The organism is Schlegelella aquatica (assembly GCF_026013905.1).
Lineage (GTDB): Bacteria > Pseudomonadota > Gammaproteobacteria > Burkholderiales > Burkholderiaceae_C > Caldimonas > Caldimonas aquatica.
Genome location: NZ_CP110257.1, coordinates 1361669 through 1376605, shown reverse-complemented (window position 1 = coordinate 1376605; position 14937 = coordinate 1361669). Strand labels below are relative to the sequence as shown.

The following is a 14937-nucleotide window of genomic DNA, read 5'->3' as shown; positions in this document are numbered from 1 at the left end:
CCGACACATCCGGTGATACCGGCTACGAGGCGGGCGCCGCGCCGGCGCGTGTCAGATACGGAAGGACTCGCCGCAGCCGCAGCGGTCGCGCTCGTTCGGGTTGTTGAAGCGAAAGCCTTCGTTCAAGCCCTCGCGCACGAAGTCCAGCTGCGTGCCGTCCAGGTAGGGCAAGCTCTTCGGGTCCACGAGGACCTTCACGCCATGCTCCTCGAAGACATGGTCCTCGGGAGCGATCTCGTCGGCGTACTCGAGCTTGTAGGCGAGCCCGGAACACCCGGTCGTCTTGACGCCCAGGCGCACCCCCACGCCCCGCCCCCGACGGGCCAGGTAGCGCGAGACGTGACGCGCAGCCGCTTCGGTCAGGGTCACTGCCATCTCGTGGTCCTCGTCCTGTGCTTTCAGTCGACGGTGGCCGAGTGCTTGGCCTTGTAGTCCTGCACCGCGGCCTTGATGGCGTCTTCGGCCAGGATGGAGCAATGGATCTTCACCGGCGGCAACGCCAGTTCTTCGGCGATCTGCGTGTTCTTGATCTGCAGCGCCTCATCGAGCGTCTTGCCCTTCACCCATTCGGTGACGAGAGAGCTGGAGGCAATGGCCGAGCCGCAACCGTAGGTCTTGAAACGCGCGTCCTCGATCACACCGGTCTGCGGGTTGACCTTGATCTGCAGCTTCATCACGTCGCCGCACGCCGGCGCGCCGACCATGCCGGTGCCGACGGTCTCGTCACCCTTGTCGAACGAACCGACGTTGCGGGGATTCTCATAGTGGTCGATGACTTTACTGCTGTAAGCCATGGTCGTTCTCCAACTGCTCGATCAATGGGCGGTCCACTGGATCGCGTTCAGGTCCACGCCGTCCTTGTACATCTCCCACAGTGGGGAGAGTTCGCGTAGTTTGGCCACGCGGTCCTTCAGGACGCTGACGGCGTAGTCGATCTCCTCCACCGTGGTGAAGCGGCCGATGGTCATGCGCAGGCTGCTGTGCGCCAGCTCGTCGCTGCGGCCCAGTGCGCGCAACACGTAGCTGGGCTCCAGGCTCGCCGAGGTGCAGGCCGACCCGGACGACACCGCGATGCCCTTGATGCCCATGATGAGGGACTCGCCTTCGACGAAATTGAACGAGGCGTTGACGTTGTGCGGCACGCGCCGCTCCAGGTCGCCGTTGATGTAGACCTGTTCGATGTCGCAGATCCCATCGAGCAGGCGCTTTTGCAGCATGCGGATGCGCTCCAGTTCGGCGGGCATCTCCTCCTTGGCGATGCGGAAGGCCTCGCCCATGCCCACGATCTGGTGCGTGGGCAAGGTGCCCGAGCGCAGCCCGCGCTCGTGGCCGCCGCCGTGCATCTGCGCCTCCAGACGCACGCGCGGCTTGCGCCGCACGTAGAGCGCGCCGACGCCCTTGGGCCCGTAGGTCTTGTGCGAGGCCAGGCTCATCAGGTCCACCGGCAGCTTGGCCAGGTCGATGTGCACCTTGCCCGTGGCCTGCGCCGCGTCGGTGTGGAAGATGATGCCGCGCTCGCGGCAGATGGAGCCGATGGCCTCGATGTCCTGGATGACGCCGATCTCGTTGTTGACCAGCATCACCGACACGAGGATGGTGTCCGGCCGCAGCGAGTCCTTGAAAAGGTCCAGATCCAGCAGCCCGTTCTCCTGCACCGGCAGGTAGGTGACCTCGAAGCCCTGGCGCTCCAGCTCGCGGCAGGTGTCGAGCACGGCCTTGTGTTCCGTCTGGACGGTGACGATGTGCTTGCCGCGCGACTTGTAGAAGTGCGCCGCGCCCTTCAGCGCCAGGTTGTCCGACTCGGTGGCGCCGGAAGTCCACACGATCTCCCGCGGGTCCGCGCCGATGAGATCGGCGACCTGCTGGCGCGCCTTCTCCACCGCCTCCTCCGCTTCCCATCCCCAGGCGTGGCTGCGCGACGCCGGGTTGCCGAAATGCTCGCGCAACCACGGAATCATCGCGTCCACCACGCGCGGATCGACCGGCGTGGTGGCGCCGTAGTCCATGTAGATCGGGAAGTGAGGGGTCATGTCCATGGGCTTGCATCGGGGGCCGCAACGCCCCTGCTGGCGAAGACGAAGGGATTACTTCGAGAAGGCGTTTCCGAGCGCGAAGACCGAGTTGGGCGCGTTGACCTTGATCGGCTTGACGACCGGCTGGCTGGAGATGGCCCGCTTGACAGGCTGCTCCTCGACCGAGACGCCGCGCGCGAGCTGGTCTTCCACCAGCTTCTTCAGCGTGATGGAGTCGAGATACTCGATCATCTTGGCGTTCAGGCTGGCCCACAGGTCGTGCGTCATGCAGCGGCCCTGGTCGGTCATGCAGTTTTCCTTGCCGCCGCAGCCGGTGGCGTCGATCGGCTCGTCCACTGCCACGATGATGTCGGCCACCGTGATCTCCTCCGGCTTGCGGCCCAGGGAATAGCCGCCGCCCGGCCCGCGCGTGCTTTCGACCAGTTCGTGGCGGCGCAGCTTGCCGAAGAGTTGCTCCAGGTACGACAAGGAGATTTGCTGACGCTGGCTGATGGCAGCCAAAGCCACCGGGCCCTGATGCTCTCGCAAGGCGAGATCGATCATTGCGGTGACGGCAAAACGGCCTTTGGTGGTGAGACGCATGGCAAGCTCCTTACGCTTCCAGCGGGTGTGGCCCGCTGAATGTTGAACCCAACAAACGGCTTGCGACCCGGGTAAACCCTCGGAAGAGTCCGACTGATTTACTCGAATTTTATCTGAAGCCTACTTTTTTGGTCAAGTTTTGACCGGGAAGTTCCCTGCGTCGACCAAGAAGCCGCGTACGTGTTCCAGCAGGCCTTCGCACGCGTCTTCCACGTAGTCCAGCATCTGAAGCCTACTTTTTTGGTCAAGTTTTGACCGGGAAGTTCCCTGCGTCGACCAAGAAGCCGCGTACGTGTTCCAGCAGGCCTTCGCACGCGTCTTCCACGTAGTCCAGCACCACGTCGAAGCCCGCGGCCGGCCCATAGTAAGGGTCCGGGACGATGGGCGAACGATGCCGGCGGGCGTACCGCATCAGCAGCTGCACCTTGTCCTCGTGCTCGGCGGGCGCGAGTGCGCGCAACGCGGCGAGGTTCTCCTCGTCCATCGCCAGCACCAGGTCGAAGCGCACGAAGTCCGCCACCTCCACCCGCCTTGCTCGCAAACGGGAGAGGTCGTAGCCGCGGGCGGCCGCGTGACGCTGCGCGCGGGGATCCGGCGGCGCGCCCACGTGCCAGCCGTGCGTGCCGGCGGAATCGAGGTGGACCCGGCCGGCCCATCCGTGCCGCTCGAGGTAGGCGCGCATGACCCCCTCCGCCGTGGGCGAGCGACAGATGTTGCCCATGCAACAGAACAAGACGGAGTACAGGGCGCCGGAGCTCATAGAACAATTCTAATTTTGTTCACGAGCCCATAGGTGCGATATGGTCGCTGCCCGGGGCGCCGAAGGCCTGCTCCTTGAGCAGCGCCAGCTGGTCCCGCACGCGGGCCGCCTTCTCGAATTCGAGGTTGCGCGCGTACTCGAGCATCTGCTTTTCCAACTGCTTGATGCGCTTGCCCAGATCCTTCTCGGACAGGGCTTCGACCTTGGCCGCCTCCTGCGCGGCTTTGAAGTCCTGTTTGGATTCCTGCGCCGCGAAGACCCCGTCGATCAGCTCGCGCACCTGCTTCTTGACGGTACGCGGCGTGATGCCGTGGGCTTCGTTGTAGGCGAGCTGCTTGGCCCGTCGGCGCTCGGTTTCGCCGATGGCGCGACGCATCGAGTCGGTGACGGTGTCGGCGTAGAGGATGGCCTTGCCGTTGGCATTGCGCGCCGCGCGGCCGATGGTCTGGATCAGGCTGCGTTCGGCGCGCAGGAACCCTTCCTTGTCGGCATCCAGGATGGCCACCAGCGACACCTCGGGAATGTCCAGGCCTTCGCGCAGCAAGTTGATGCCCACCAGCACGTCGAAGGTGCCGAGCCGCAGGTCGCGGATGATCTCCACCCGCTCGACGGTGTCGATGTCCGAGTGCAGGTAGCGCACCTTGACGCCGTTGTCGGCCAGGTAGTCGGTGAGCTGCTCGGCCATGCGCTTGGTGAGCGTCGTGATCAGCACGCGCTCGTTCGCTTTCACCCGTTCGTGGATCTCCTGCAGCACGTCGTCCACCTGTGTGGCGGCCGGCCGCACCTCGACGATCGGGTCCACCAGGCCGGTGGGGCGCACCACCTGCTCCACCACCTGCCCCGCAGTGCGCTGCTCGTAGTCGCCCGGGGTGGCCGAGACGAAGATCGCTTGGCGCATCTTGCGCTCGAACTCCTCGAACTTGAGCGGCCGGTTGTCGAGCGCCGAGGGCAGCCGGAAGCCGTACTCGACCAGCGTCGTCTTGCGCGCGCGGTCGCCGTTGTACATGCCGCCCAGCTGACCGATCAGCACGTGGCTCTCGTCGAGGAACATCAGCGCGTCGGGGGGCAGGTAGTCCACGAGTGTCGGCGGCGGCTCCCCGGGGCGGGCACCGGAGAGGTGGCGGGTGTAGTTCTCGATCCCCTTGCAGTGGCCGATCTCCTGCAGCATCTCCAGGTCGAAACGGGTGCGTTGCTCCAGGCGTTGCGCCTCGACCAGCTTGCCGGCCTTGACCAGCTCGTCCAGGCGCTCGCGCAGCTCCTGCTTGATGCCTTCGATGGCGCGCAGCACCTGCTCGCGCGGCGTCACGTAGTGGCTGGAGGGATACACGACGAAGCGCGGCACCTTCTGGCGGATGCGCCCGGTCAGCGGGTCCAGCAGCGCCAGCGACTCGATCTCGTCGTCGAAGAGCTCCACACGGATGGCCAGCTCCGAGTGCTCGGCCGGGAAGATGTCGATCGTGTCGCCGCGCACCCGGAAGGTGCCCCGCCCGAAGTCGATCTCGTTGCGCGTGTACTGCATGCGGATCAACTGCGCGATGAGGTCGCGCTGGCCGATCGTGTCGCCCACGCGCATGATGAGCCGCATCTGCGTGTAGTCCTCGGGCTTGCCGATGCCGTAGATGGCCGAGACGGTGGCCACGACCACCACGTCGCGCCGCTCCAGGATGCTCTTGGTGGCCGACAGGCGCATCTGCTCGATGTGCTCGTTGATGGAGCTGTCCTTCTCGATGTAGAGGTCGCGCTGGGGGACGTAGGCCTCGGGCTGGTAGTAGTCGTAGTAGCTGACGAAGTACTCCACCGCATTCTTCGGGAAGAACTCCCGGAACTCGCTGTACAGCTGCGCGGCCAGCGTCTTGTTGGGCGCGAACACGATCGCCGGCCGTCCCAGGCGGGCGATCACGTTGGCCATGGTGTACGTCTTGCCCGAGCCGGTCACCCCCAGCAGGGTCTGATAGGCGAGCCCGTCGCGCACACCTTCGACCAGCTGCTCGATCGCGCTCGGCTGGTCGCCGGCGGGCGGGTACGGCTGATAGAGCTGGAACGGCGAATCGGGGAACCGGACGAACTTGGAGTCGTCCAGCGGTGGAATCTCGTGCAACGTCTCGGCCATGAAGCTGTGCGGGCGCCTAAAATGCGGGTTATCCCTGGCTGCGGGTGGCCAGGCGAGCCGTCCAGATTAGCGCAATCACCCGTCCCCCTCCACTGACAAGGACTGACTCCTCATGGCTTCCCTGTTTGCCGCCGTCGAGATGGCGCCGCGCGACCCCATCCTGGGGCTGAACGAACAGTTCAACGCCGACCCGAACCCGGACAAGGTCAACCTCGGGGTGGGCGTGTACTACGACGACAACGGCAAGCTTCCGCTGCTCAAATGCGTGACGCAGGCCGAGAAGCAACTGGTCGAAGCCGCCAAACCCCGCGGCTACCTGCCGATCGATGGCATCGCCGCCTACGACAAGGCGGTGCAGGGCCTGGTGTTCGGTGCCGAGAGCCAGGCCGTCCAAAGCGGCCGGGTGGCAACCGTCCAGGCCCTGGGGGGCACGGGTGGCCTCAAGATCGGCGCCGACTTCCTCAAGAAGCTCACGCCGCAGGCCAAGGTGCTCATCAGCGACCCCAGCTGGGAGAACCACCGAGCCCTGTTCGAGAACGCCGGCTTCCAGGTGGGCACTTATCCCTACTATGACGCCGGGCGCCGGGGCATCGACTTCGACGCGATGCTGGCCGCCCTGCGCGCCGCCGAGCCTGGGACGATCGTGGTGCTGCACGCCTGTTGCCACAACCCGACCGGCTACGACCTGACCCCCGCCCAGTGGGAGCAAGTCATCGAGGCGATCGGCTCGCGCGGCCTGGTGCCCTTCCTGGACATGGCCTACCAGGGTTTCGGCGAAGGCATCGCCGAGGACGGTGCGGTGATCGGCCAGTTCCTGAAGGCCGGGCTGCCCATGTTCGTCTCGACCTCGTTTTCCAAGAGCTTCTCGCTCTACGGCGAGCGCGTCGGGGCGCTGAGCGTGGTGTGCAGCTCCAAGGAAGAGGCCGACCGCGTCCTTTCCCAGCTCAAGCGGGTGATCCGGACCAACTATTCCAATCCGCCCACCCACGGCGCGCAGGTGGTGGCTGCCGTGCTGACGACGCCGGCCCTGCGCCAGACCTGGGAAGACGAGCTCGCCACCATGCGCGTTCGCATCAAGCAGATGCGCGAGTTGCTCGTGCAGAAGCTGCGCGCCGCCGGCGTGACTCAGGACATGAGCTTCATCACGCAGCAGAAGGGCATATTCAGTTACTCCGGGCTCACGAAGGAGCAAATGCAGCGCCTGCGCAGCGAGTTCGGGGTGTACGGCGTGGATTCCGGCCGCATCTGTGTGGCCGCCCTCAACACCCGGAACATCGACTACGTCGCCCGGGCGATTGCGAAGGTGCTGTGACGCACCTCACGGCGCAAGAGACAGCAAGGGGCCCCTCGGGGCCCCTTTTCGTTGCAAGTCGGCTCCTGGCGTGCGATCTGCACGGGTCTTGAGGGGATGCCCGGACCACGCAACGACGCACATCCTGATACGCTTCAAGTATGTTGCGATGCAACACCGCCCCTGTGCTGCAGGGGCCGCGCACACAAGTTGCAGTGCAGCAAGCAGTCGCAGAAAGGGGCGTCCATGCTCTACCAGTTGTATGAGACCCAGCGGGCCCTGATCAGCCCGTTCGCGGAATTCGCCAATGCTTCGGCCAAGCTGTACAGCCACCCGCTGTCGCCGTTCACCCATGTGCCGTTGGCCGACCGCATCGCGGCCGGCTTCGACCTGATGCACCGCCTCTCGAAGGAGTACGAGAAGCCGGAATTCGGCATCACCTCCGTCAAGGTGGACGGCGTCGAGGTCGCGGTCCAGGAGCAGGTGGCGGTGTCCAAGCCGTTCTGCAAGCTCAAGCGCTTCAAGCGCTTCACCGACAACGTCGAGGCGCTGGCGAAGATGAAGCGGCAGCCCACGGTGCTCGTGGTCGCGCCCCTGTCGGGTCACCACGCCACCTTGCTGCGCGACACGGTGGGCATGCTGCTCACGGGCCACAAGGTCTACATCACCGATTGGGTGGATGCCCGGATGGTGCCGGTTTCGGAAGGCCCCTTCCACCTCGACGACTACGTCGAGTACGTGCAGGAGTTCATCCGCCACATCGGGCCGCACGTGCACGTGATGTCCGTGTGTCAGCCCACCGTGCCGGTGCTGGCCGCCATCTCCCTCATGGCCTCCCGCGGCGAGCAGACCCCGCGCACGATGACCATGATGGGCGGGCCGATCGACGCTCGCAAGAGCCCGACCGCGGTCAACAACCTGGCGATGACCCGCAGCTACGAGTGGTTCGAGAGCAACCTGATCTACCGGGTGCCGCCCAACTACCCCGGTGCGGGCCGGCGCGTGTACCCCGGCTTCCTGCAGTACACCGGTTTCGTTGCGATGAACCCGGACCGCCACCTGTCTTCTCACTACGACTACTTCCTCGACCTGGTGCGCGGGGACGAAGACAGTGTGGAAGCTCATCGGCGCTTCTACGACGAGTACAACGCCGTGCTGGACATGCCGGCCGAGTACTACCTGGACACCATCAAGACCGTCTTCCAGGACTTCGCGCTGGTCAACGGCACGTGGCGGGTGCGGGGCGAACTGGTACGGCCTCAGGACATCAAGACGACCGCCCTGCTGACGATCGAGGGCGAGCTCGACGACATCTCCGGCGCCGGGCAGACGCGCGCCGCCCACGATCTGTGCACCGGCATTCCGAAGAAGGAGCAGCCGCACTACACCGTGGAAGGCGCGGGGCACTACGGCATCTTCTCGGGGCGCCGCTGGCGCGAGAAGGTCTACCCGGTGGTGCGCGAGTTCATCGCCCGCCACGAGAAGTGAGCCGCCCCTGAGCGACAATCACGGAGCGCCTGTGGGCGCTCTTCTTCTTGGCAGCCATGAATACGCTCCGCGTCGAGGAGATCGACGCCCTCCTCCCCCAGACCCAGTGCACCCGGTGCGGCTACCCCGACTGCCGCAGCTACGCCGAAGCGATCGCCGCCGGCGAGGCGGACATCAACCGCTGCCCCCCCGGCGGGGCCGAGGGGATCGAACGCCTCGCGCGCCTCACGGGGCTCGCCGCGCGCCCGCTCGACCCGGCATGCGGGGCGGAAGGGCCGCGCGCCGTCGCGGTCATCGACGAGGCGTGGTGCATCGGCTGCACGTTGTGCATCAAGGCCTGCCCGGTGGACTGCATCGTGGGCACGCATAAGCGCATGCACACCGTCGTGGAACAGTGGTGCACGGGCTGCGAGTTGTGCATTCCCGTCTGTCCGGTGGACTGCATCACCCTGCGCGTGGAGACGCCGGGGCGCACCGGATGGCAGGCGTGGAGCCCCGAGCAGGCGGCGCAGGCGCGCGAACGCTACGACTTTCACCGTCTGCGGGTGGAGCGCGACCGTCGCGAGCACGAGGAACGCCTGGCGGCCAAGGCCGATGCCAAGCTGGCGGACCTCGCCGCCGCATCGACGATCACCGATCCGCAGACGCTGCAGCGCAAGCGCAGCATCATCGAGGCCGCAATGGCACGCGCCCGCGCCCGCAGAGCCGGCTGACACGCCTGGTCAGGACAGGTCCTCGTGCAGGCAGAGGTAGTTGCCCTCGGTGTCCTTGAACCACGCCGCCTTCTCGGCGCCGAGCACGCAGACGTGGTCCGAGGTCTTCAGTCCCGGCAGGTCGTAGTCCTCGAACCGCACGCCGTGCGCTTCCAGCTCGCGGACCGACGCCGCGATGTCGGACACCTCGAAGCTCACCGCCGTGTGCTCCGCCTTGGTGCCCTCCTCCTTCGGAAAAAGCGCGAGACGGGCGCCGCCGCAGCGGTAGACGACCTTGCCGTCGGGCCGCAGCTCGCCGGGCCCCAGACCCAGGCAGTGTTCGTAGAACTCTCGGGCGCGCTGCAGGTTACGCACCGGCAGCATCGTCGTGACAGGTGCTTCGCTCAACATGGCAGGCCTCCTCGACGACGGGTGAAAGATCCATCCTGAACCTGGGCACACCGCGCGTCAAGTGACAATCCATGCCCATGAAGACCGAGGACATCGAACCCTTCTTCGCGACCTTGAAGGCGGCCAACCCCCAGCCGGCCAGCGAACTGGAGTACAGCAGCGTTTTCGAGCTGCTGACCGCGGTGCTGCTTTCGGCGCAGGCGACCGACGCGGGCGTCAACAAGGCCACGCGGCGGCTGTTCCCCGTGGCCAACACCCCGGCGAAGATCCTGGCGCTCGGTTACGAAGGGCTGTGCGAGCACATCAAGACGATCGGGCTGTACCGCAACAAGGCCAAGCACCTGCTCGACACCTGCCGCATCCTCCTCGAGCGTCATGGCGCAGAAGTGCCGCGCACTCGCGAGGAGCTGGAGGCGCTGCCGGGCGTGGGCCGCAAGACGGCCAACGTCGTGCTCAATGTGGCATTCGGCGAGCCCACGATGGCAGTGGACACGCACATCTTCCGCGTGAGCAACCGCACCGGTCTCGCACCGGGCAAGAACCCGCTCGAGGTCGAGCTCGAGCTGTTGCGGCGCGTGCCGGCGCACTACCTCCCCGACGCCCACCACTGGCTGATCCTGCACGGGCGCTACGTGTGCGTGGCACGCAAGCCCCTGTGCTGGAAGTGCCAGGTGGCGAAGTACTGCGACTTCGAGCCGAAGACGGCTCCTCCTGGGGGCTGAAGTCTGCGCGTAGAGCATGTCGGGCCGCCCAACGCAAGGGAATCGGTCACACCGGACCCTGGCACCCCTGCCCTGTCGAGGCCGATTTGTAAGGGCGCGTTCTACAATGCCTCGCGACGCGACGTGCGCCCGCTTGGGGCGTGCGAAGGCGACACCAAAGGACGGCCCGGCCCATGTCAGACATCGATCGACTCGTCGAGCGTGTGGAGCGATTGCTGTTGCGCTACGAGGAACTGCAACGCACCAATGAGCTGCTCGAGCAGCAGCTGGCGAGCGTGACCGCCGAGCGCGACAGCTTGCGCTCGCGGCTGAGCGCCGCACGCGCGCGCATCGATGCGCTGATCGACCGCCTGCCGGAAACCCTGACCCTTGCGGCACCGGGCGGTGAAACGGCCGACAGCAGCGCCGGGACGCCGCGAGAAGGAGGCGGCGCGTGAAGCAGATCGAGGTGACGATCATGGGCCAGAGCTACATCCTGGCCTGCCCCGAAGGCGGCGAAGCCGCGCTGCTCGAAGCGGTGAACGTCGTGGACCGCGAGATGTGCGCCATCCGCGATGCGGGCAAGGTCAAGGCGCGCGAGCGCATCGCCGTGCTCGCGGCGCTCAACATCGCCTATGAGCTGGCCGAGAAGCAGCCGCTGGCGCCCGCGGTGAACGCTGCCGTGCTGCAAGACGACCGTGGCAGCGCCCCAGGGTCAAGCACAGATCTGCACGGCTTGATCCGGCGGCTCGACGAAGCCCTAGGACAGGACGGGCAACTCATTTGAAGCAGCACAGGGGCCGTAGAATGGGGTCGTCCGTCGCGTTCGCGGGAGTTTTATATTTCCTTGAACCGATGCTCTTGGAGCTAGGGCTTGGAAGATCGTCCGGCTGGTGCGATCGTCTCGCGTCAGATGAACCCGAAGCCGGACTGACCTCGCCCACCTGAATCCCCTGGGTTCAGGAATGCGGCTCCCGGTCCGTGGCGGACACCTTTGCCTTCACGATGGCTTCTGCGCCCGGCGCCCGCCGCCGTGTGTCGCGCAACGCCTTCTCTATGCCCTCCTACTGGTTGATGAAAAGCGAGCCCGACGAGTGCTCGATCGATGACTTGGCGCGCCTGCCGAACCAGACGGTGCCCTGGACCGGGGTGCGCAACTACCAGGCCCGCAACTTCATGCGCGATGCGATGCGCGTGGGCGACGGCGTGTTGTTCTATCACTCCTCGTGCGCGCAGCCCGGCATTGCCGGTCTCGCGGAGGTCGCGTCCGCGCCCTATCCCGATCCGACCCAGTTCGATCCCGCCAGCCGCTACCACGATCCGAAGGCATCGCCTGAGGCGCCGCGCTGGTGGCTCGTCGATGTGCGCCTGGTGCGCAAGACCCGGCTGCTCTGCCTCAAGGACATGCGCGAGCGGCCCGAACTCGCGGATCTGCTCGTCCTCAAGCCGGCCAACCGGCTTTCGATCACGCCCGTGACGCCCGACCAGTGGCGGCGGGTGCTCACGGCCCTTGAATCGATCGCTTGACCATGGAGTTTCAACTCATCGCGGAACTGCTCCTGCTCGGCTCCTGCACGGGGTTCCTGGCGGGGCTGCTCGGTATCGGGGGCGGCATGCTGCTCGTGCCGTTCATGACGTTCATCCTCTCGCACCGAGGGGTGCCGGACGGGCTGGCGGTGAAGATGGCGATTGCCACCTCGATGGCCACCATCTTGTTCACCTCGCTCTCCAGCGTGCGTGCCCATCACAAGCGCGGGGCGGTGCGATGGGACATCGTGCGCGGCCTGGCGCCGGGCATCGTCATCGGCGGCCTGCTCGCCGGCGCCGGTGTCTTCGCGGTGCTCAAGGGCCAGTGGCTGGCGCTCGTCTTCGCGGCCTTCGTCGGCTTTTCGGCCACGCAGATGCTGCTGGACAAGAAGCCCGCCCCTGCGCGCCAGATGCCCGGCATGGCGGGGCAATGGGTTGCGGGCGGCGGCATCGGCTTCGTCTCCGGGCTGGTCGGCGCCGGCGGCGGGTTCGTGTCGGTGCCGTTCATGACCTGGTGCAACGTGGCAATGCACAACGCGGTGGCGACGAGCGCCGCGCTGGGCTTCCCGATCGCCCTGGCCAATACGGTGGGCTACGTGGTGGGGGGTTGGTCGGTGCCGGCTCCGCTGCCGGGCGCGCTCGGCTACCTCTACCTGCCGGCGCTGGCGGTGATCGCGAGCGCCAGCGTGCTCACCGCCCCCTTCGGCGCCCGCGTCGCGCATGCGATGAACGTGCGGCAACTCAAGCGCGTGTTCGCGCTGCTGCTCTACGGGCTGGCAGCCTACATGCTCTACAAGGCGTTGGCCTGATCAGCGCGGATCGAGCGCGATCGGCGCAGGCAGGGTGCAGTTGCCCCCGCGCTCGCCCGCGCGTGCCAACGCCGCCTCGGCCGCTGCGAGCAAAGCCTGGCGGTCCTGCGCGGTATGGGGAAAGCTCGCCACGCCCATCGAGACGGTGAAGCGCAGTTCGCTGCCCTCCAGCAGCACCATCTGCGCCTCGCACTGGCGGCGCACGCTTTCCATGCGGGCGTGGGCCGTGGCCAGCCCCACCCCGGACAGGAGCACGGCAAAGCGCTCCTCGCCCAGGCGACAGGGCGCGTCCATCACCCGGGTGTTGCCGCGCAGCAAGCGACCCAGGGCCTGCAGCACGCGCTCGCCCGCCGCAGCGCCGAGCCGCGCGATGAGCTCACCGTAGCGGTCGATGCGGATGGCCACCAGCGCGAACTCGCGGTTCTCGCGCAGCGACAGGTCGATCTCGCGGCGCAGCTGCTCCTCGAAGTGGTGCCGGTTGTACACACCGCTGACGGGATCGCGCACCGGCTGGTCCTGCAGTTCCTGCCGCAGCTCCTCGTTCTGACGCTGCTGGAGCTCGAGCTGCTCGAGGGCGTGGCGCAACTGGGCCTGCAGGCGCCGCACCTGGGTGACGTCCGTCCACAGCGCACACACGGGTGCCGCGGCGGGGTCGGCGGCGCCGGGCGCGCAGTACCTGAGCGTCTGCAGCTCGATCACGCCCTCGTCGCCACCGGGCAGGCGTTCGTCTCGGTACAGAGGGCGTGACTGCAAGCGCGCGGCCTGGTCGCCGGCGCGCAGCGACGCCGCCGTCGCGGCATCGAGCAATTCCTCGTCGCACCGCCCGACGACCTCTTGCACCGACCGCCCGAGCATGCGGGCGGCCGCGGCATTGGCATACAGGTAGCGGCCCTCGGCATCCTTGACGACGAAGCCCTCGCCGAAGTGGTCCAGCACAGGACGCAGACAGGCCGCCGCCTCGTCGACGGTGAGGCCAGGTCGCAAGGGCTCCATCGGGTCGGCAGCTTGTGGGTCGGAGGAGGAAGGGCTCATCGGTTCGAGGGGCGCCCGTCGCGGGGGCGCACCCCGCGATTGTGGCGCGAACTGCCTTTCATGGGGCTGGAACGCGTTCACCACGCGCCCCCCCATTTGATGCACGCCCCCCGAGTGCGGGATGCGCGAGGGACGGGAAGCGGCCGCCCGTCCTTCAGCCGATGAGCCGGTGCACCTCCTGTTCGTACTGTTGCGTCAGCGCATCGAACACGCACACCAGCTCGTCGGCGGCGCCCATCAGGCCGTCCCAGGCTGGAGGGCTGCCGTGGCAGGCGGCGAGCAGCACTCGCCAGGTCCGGGCCGCCTGGGCCAGCAGCTCGCGCACGCGCTCAGAGGTCAGGGGCGTGTGCCGCAGCGCCTCGAGAGCCGCTTCGAACTGCGCCCGCGTGGGGGCGGCGGCAGCAGCGGCGGCGACCGCATCGGTGTGGCCGAGCGCGGCCAGCGCCATGTGCTTGCCATAGCGCTGCGCCAGCATGCGTTGCCGCGCGCACAGGTTGACGACGTTCAAACGCCCTTCCGGCCAGGCAGCCTCCAGGCAGCCGGTCAAGCGCTCGGCGGCCTCCAGCAGCCGCTCGGCCGCCTCGTCAAGCTCGGACCAATGGTCCGCCCCCTGTCCTTGCACCGCGACGACCCGGGCCCACTGCTCGGCCGCGGCTCCGACGAGGTCCCCGTACGGGTGGACCACCTCGGAGCGCTGCAGCTCCGACAGCACCTGCGCGACGGTGTCGGTCACCGTTTGCAGGGCGCCTTGCGCGACCACACATGCGCCGGCGCACCCGGCGGCGCTCACCAGCACGTACCGTTGAGAGAGCATCCGCAGCAGCCCTGCCCGGTTGATGGCGTGCGCGCGGGCGGCGGCTTCGACCAGCACCCGCGAGACCTGGCCGACACGCCGGTGCTGCCTCATGGAAGCGGTGCGCAACCAGCGGAACGCCTCCTCCTCCGACATCTGCGTGGCGCGCATCAACACGCCTTTGGCGCGGTCGATGAGCTTGCGCTCCTCGTGCTTGTGCGACAGCTCCTCGAGCGCGCGCAGCAGCGCATGCTCCCTGCGGAAGCGCGCGCAGGCGGCGGCGAGGTCGCTGCGCAGGCGCGCGCTCGCATAGCCGTTGACCACATACCCCTGCACGCCCGCCTCCACGGCGGCCTCCAATCGGCGCACGTCATCTTCGAGCGTGTAGACCAGGGTGGGCAGCGGGTGGGTCTGCGCGAGCAAGCGCAAGTGGTCGAGGCTGCGCACGGTGAGCCAGTCCTCCCACCACACCAGGGCCTCGGGCGCCAGCCTGATGCACTCGCGCACCAGGTTGCATCCATCGTCTGCACCAAGGACGTGAATGCCCACGTCCTGCATGTCTCGGGTCAGGGCCTCGAGTGCCCGCAGATCCGGCCCTGCCACGATCACTTTGCTCGCCATCATGCCGTCGCAGAAAGCACGGATCGCACCAACCCTCGTGCAGCTGCTGGCACAGGTGTTGCATTGAAGGGCCCGCATGGGCGCAGC

The 14937-nt window shown here is 67.2% G+C and carries 17 protein-coding genes and 1 other RNA gene; 9 read left to right on the top strand and 9 right to left on the bottom strand.

Annotation, left to right across the window (positions count from 1 at the left end; all coding sequences use genetic code 11):
• Window positions 1-51 precede the first annotated feature (51 nt).
• The 6 genes from iscA to uvrB all read right to left on the bottom strand — a co-directional run bounded on the left by iscA (window position 52) and on the right by uvrB (window position 5485).
• The gene (gene iscA, locus OMP39_RS06275; RefSeq protein ID WP_264894046.1) at window positions 52-375 is read right to left on the bottom strand and encodes an iron-sulfur cluster assembly protein IscA; all 324 of its coding nucleotides are present in this window, start codon (window positions 373-375) and stop codon (window positions 52-54) included.
• A 23-nt stretch (window positions 376-398) separates the two neighbouring features.
• Window positions 399-794, bottom strand: coding sequence for a Fe-S cluster assembly scaffold IscU (gene iscU / locus OMP39_RS06270; RefSeq protein WP_264894044.1), 396 nt, complete (start codon window positions 792-794; stop codon window positions 399-401).
• A gap of 21 nt (window positions 795-815) precedes the next feature.
• Window positions 816-2036 carry an IscS subfamily cysteine desulfurase gene (locus tag OMP39_RS06265; RefSeq protein WP_264894042.1) on the bottom strand — a complete coding sequence of 407 codons (1221 nt, stop codon included), beginning with the start codon at window positions 2034-2036 and terminating at the stop codon, window positions 816-818.
• A gap of 48 nt (window positions 2037-2084) precedes the next feature.
• Window positions 2085-2615, bottom strand: coding sequence for a Fe-S cluster assembly transcriptional regulator IscR (gene iscR, locus OMP39_RS06260; protein ID WP_264894040.1), 531 nt, complete (start codon window positions 2613-2615; stop codon window positions 2085-2087).
• Window positions 2616-2859: 244 nt separating this feature from the next.
• Window positions 2860-3375 (bottom strand): low molecular weight protein-tyrosine-phosphatase, encoded by a 516-nt coding sequence (locus tag OMP39_RS06255; RefSeq protein WP_264894038.1) that lies wholly within the window; start codon window positions 3373-3375, stop codon window positions 2860-2862.
• Window positions 3376-3394: 19 nt separating this feature from the next.
• The gene (gene uvrB / locus OMP39_RS06250) at window positions 3395-5485 is read right to left on the bottom strand and encodes an excinuclease ABC subunit UvrB (RefSeq protein ID WP_264894036.1); all 2091 of its coding nucleotides are present in this window, start codon (window positions 5483-5485) and stop codon (window positions 3395-3397) included.
• Between the two features lie 112 nt (window positions 5486-5597).
• On the opposite strand from uvrB, the gene OMP39_RS06245 reads away from it, so the two are divergent.
• From OMP39_RS06245 to rsxB, 3 genes are all read left to right on the top strand, one after another.
• Complete coding sequence (locus OMP39_RS06245; protein WP_264894034.1) at window positions 5598-6797, top strand: amino acid aminotransferase; 1200 nt, start codon at window positions 5598-5600, stop codon at window positions 6795-6797.
• A 225-nt stretch (window positions 6798-7022) separates the two neighbouring features.
• Complete coding sequence (locus OMP39_RS06240) at window positions 7023-8264, top strand: polyhydroxyalkanoate depolymerase (RefSeq protein ID WP_264894032.1); 1242 nt, start codon at window positions 7023-7025, stop codon at window positions 8262-8264.
• 56 nt (window positions 8265-8320) lie between these two features.
• Window positions 8321-8977 carry an electron transport complex subunit RsxB gene (gene rsxB, locus OMP39_RS06235; RefSeq protein ID WP_264894030.1) on the top strand — a complete coding sequence of 219 codons (657 nt, stop codon included), beginning with the start codon at window positions 8321-8323 and terminating at the stop codon, window positions 8975-8977.
• 9 nt (window positions 8978-8986) lie between these two features.
• Here rsxB and OMP39_RS06230 read toward each other — a convergent pair whose 3' ends face one another.
• Entirely contained in the window at window positions 8987-9367 is a 381-nt protein-coding gene (locus OMP39_RS06230; RefSeq protein ID WP_264894028.1) for a VOC family protein, read from the bottom strand.
• Between the two features lie 77 nt (window positions 9368-9444).
• On the opposite strand from OMP39_RS06230, the gene nth reads away from it, so the two are divergent.
• From nth to OMP39_RS06200, 6 genes are all read left to right on the top strand, one after another.
• Window positions 9445-10089 carry an endonuclease III gene (nth, locus tag OMP39_RS06225; RefSeq protein ID WP_264894027.1) on the top strand — a complete coding sequence of 215 codons (645 nt, stop codon included), beginning with the start codon at window positions 9445-9447 and terminating at the stop codon, window positions 10087-10089.
• A 173-nt stretch (window positions 10090-10262) separates the two neighbouring features.
• On the top strand, window positions 10263-10526 hold the full coding sequence (locus OMP39_RS06220; RefSeq protein ID WP_264894026.1) for a cell division protein ZapB: 264 nt from the start codon (window positions 10263-10265) through the stop codon (window positions 10524-10526).
• Window positions 10523-10855: a cell division protein ZapA gene (locus tag OMP39_RS06215; RefSeq protein ID WP_264894024.1), complete on the top strand. Its 333-nt coding sequence runs from the start codon at window positions 10523-10525 to the stop codon at window positions 10853-10855. Before OMP39_RS06220 ends, OMP39_RS06215 begins: the two co-directional genes overlap by 4 nt.
• A 26-nt stretch (window positions 10856-10881) precedes the next feature.
• Window positions 10882-11061: non-coding RNA, 6S RNA (gene ssrS / locus OMP39_RS06210), on the top strand.
• A 63-nt stretch (window positions 11062-11124) separates the two neighbouring features.
• A complete protein-coding gene (locus OMP39_RS06205; RefSeq protein ID WP_264894022.1) occupies window positions 11125-11595 on the top strand; it encodes an EVE domain-containing protein in 471 nt (156 codons plus the stop codon).
• A gap of 2 nt (window positions 11596-11597) precedes the next feature.
• On the top strand, window positions 11598-12404 hold the full coding sequence (locus OMP39_RS06200) for a sulfite exporter TauE/SafE family protein (RefSeq protein WP_264894021.1): 807 nt from the start codon (window positions 11598-11600) through the stop codon (window positions 12402-12404).
• On the opposite strand, the gene OMP39_RS06195 is transcribed toward OMP39_RS06200, so the two are convergent.
• Both OMP39_RS06195 and OMP39_RS06190 read right to left on the bottom strand, forming a co-directional pair.
• Window positions 12405-13436, bottom strand: a complete 1032-nt coding sequence (locus tag OMP39_RS06195; RefSeq protein ID WP_264894020.1) for a sensor domain-containing diguanylate cyclase — start codon at window positions 13434-13436, stop codon at window positions 12405-12407.
• Window positions 13437-13590: 154 nt separating this feature from the next.
• A complete protein-coding gene (locus OMP39_RS06190; RefSeq protein ID WP_264894018.1) occupies window positions 13591-14853 on the bottom strand; it encodes an ANTAR domain-containing protein in 1263 nt (420 codons plus the stop codon).
• Between the last annotated feature and the right edge of the window lie 84 nt (window positions 14854-14937).

Bases quoted from the DNA above. Each gene is read 5' to 3' on its own strand.
- iscA (WP_264894046.1), bottom strand. From the start codon at position 375: ATGGCAGTGACCCTGACCGAAGCGGCTGCGCGTCACGTCTCGCGCTAC.
- iscU (WP_264894044.1), bottom strand. From the start codon at position 794: ATGGCTTACAGCAGTAAAGTCATCGACCACTATGAGAATCCCCGCAAC.
- OMP39_RS06265 (WP_264894042.1), bottom strand. From the start codon at position 2,036: ATGGACATGACCCCTCACTTCCCGATCTACATGGACTACGGCGCCACC.
- iscR (WP_264894040.1), bottom strand. From the start codon at position 2,615: ATGCGTCTCACCACCAAAGGCCGTTTTGCCGTCACCGCAATGATCGAT.
- OMP39_RS06255 (WP_264894038.1), bottom strand. From the start codon at position 3,375: ATGAGCTCCGGCGCCCTGTACTCCGTCTTGTTCTGTTGCATGGGCAAC.
- uvrB (WP_264894036.1), bottom strand. From the start codon at position 5,485: ATGGCCGAGACGTTGCACGAGATTCCACCGCTGGACGACTCCAAGTTC.
- OMP39_RS06245 (WP_264894034.1), top strand. From the start codon at position 5,598: ATGGCTTCCCTGTTTGCCGCCGTCGAGATGGCGCCGCGCGACCCCATC.
- OMP39_RS06240 (WP_264894032.1), top strand. From the start codon at position 7,023: ATGCTCTACCAGTTGTATGAGACCCAGCGGGCCCTGATCAGCCCGTTC.
- rsxB (WP_264894030.1), top strand. From the start codon at position 8,321: ATGAATACGCTCCGCGTCGAGGAGATCGACGCCCTCCTCCCCCAGACC.
- OMP39_RS06230 (WP_264894028.1), bottom strand. From the start codon at position 9,367: ATGTTGAGCGAAGCACCTGTCACGACGATGCTGCCGGTGCGTAACCTG.
- nth (WP_264894027.1), top strand. From the start codon at position 9,445: ATGAAGACCGAGGACATCGAACCCTTCTTCGCGACCTTGAAGGCGGCC.
- OMP39_RS06220 (WP_264894026.1), top strand. From the start codon at position 10,263: ATGTCAGACATCGATCGACTCGTCGAGCGTGTGGAGCGATTGCTGTTG.
- OMP39_RS06205 (WP_264894022.1), top strand. From the start codon at position 11,125: ATGCCCTCCTACTGGTTGATGAAAAGCGAGCCCGACGAGTGCTCGATC.
- OMP39_RS06200 (WP_264894021.1), top strand. From the start codon at position 11,598: ATGGAGTTTCAACTCATCGCGGAACTGCTCCTGCTCGGCTCCTGCACG.
- OMP39_RS06195 (WP_264894020.1), bottom strand. From the start codon at position 13,436: ATGAGCCCTTCCTCCTCCGACCCACAAGCTGCCGACCCGATGGAGCCC.
- OMP39_RS06190 (WP_264894018.1), bottom strand. From the start codon at position 14,853: ATGATGGCGAGCAAAGTGATCGTGGCAGGGCCGGATCTGCGGGCACTC.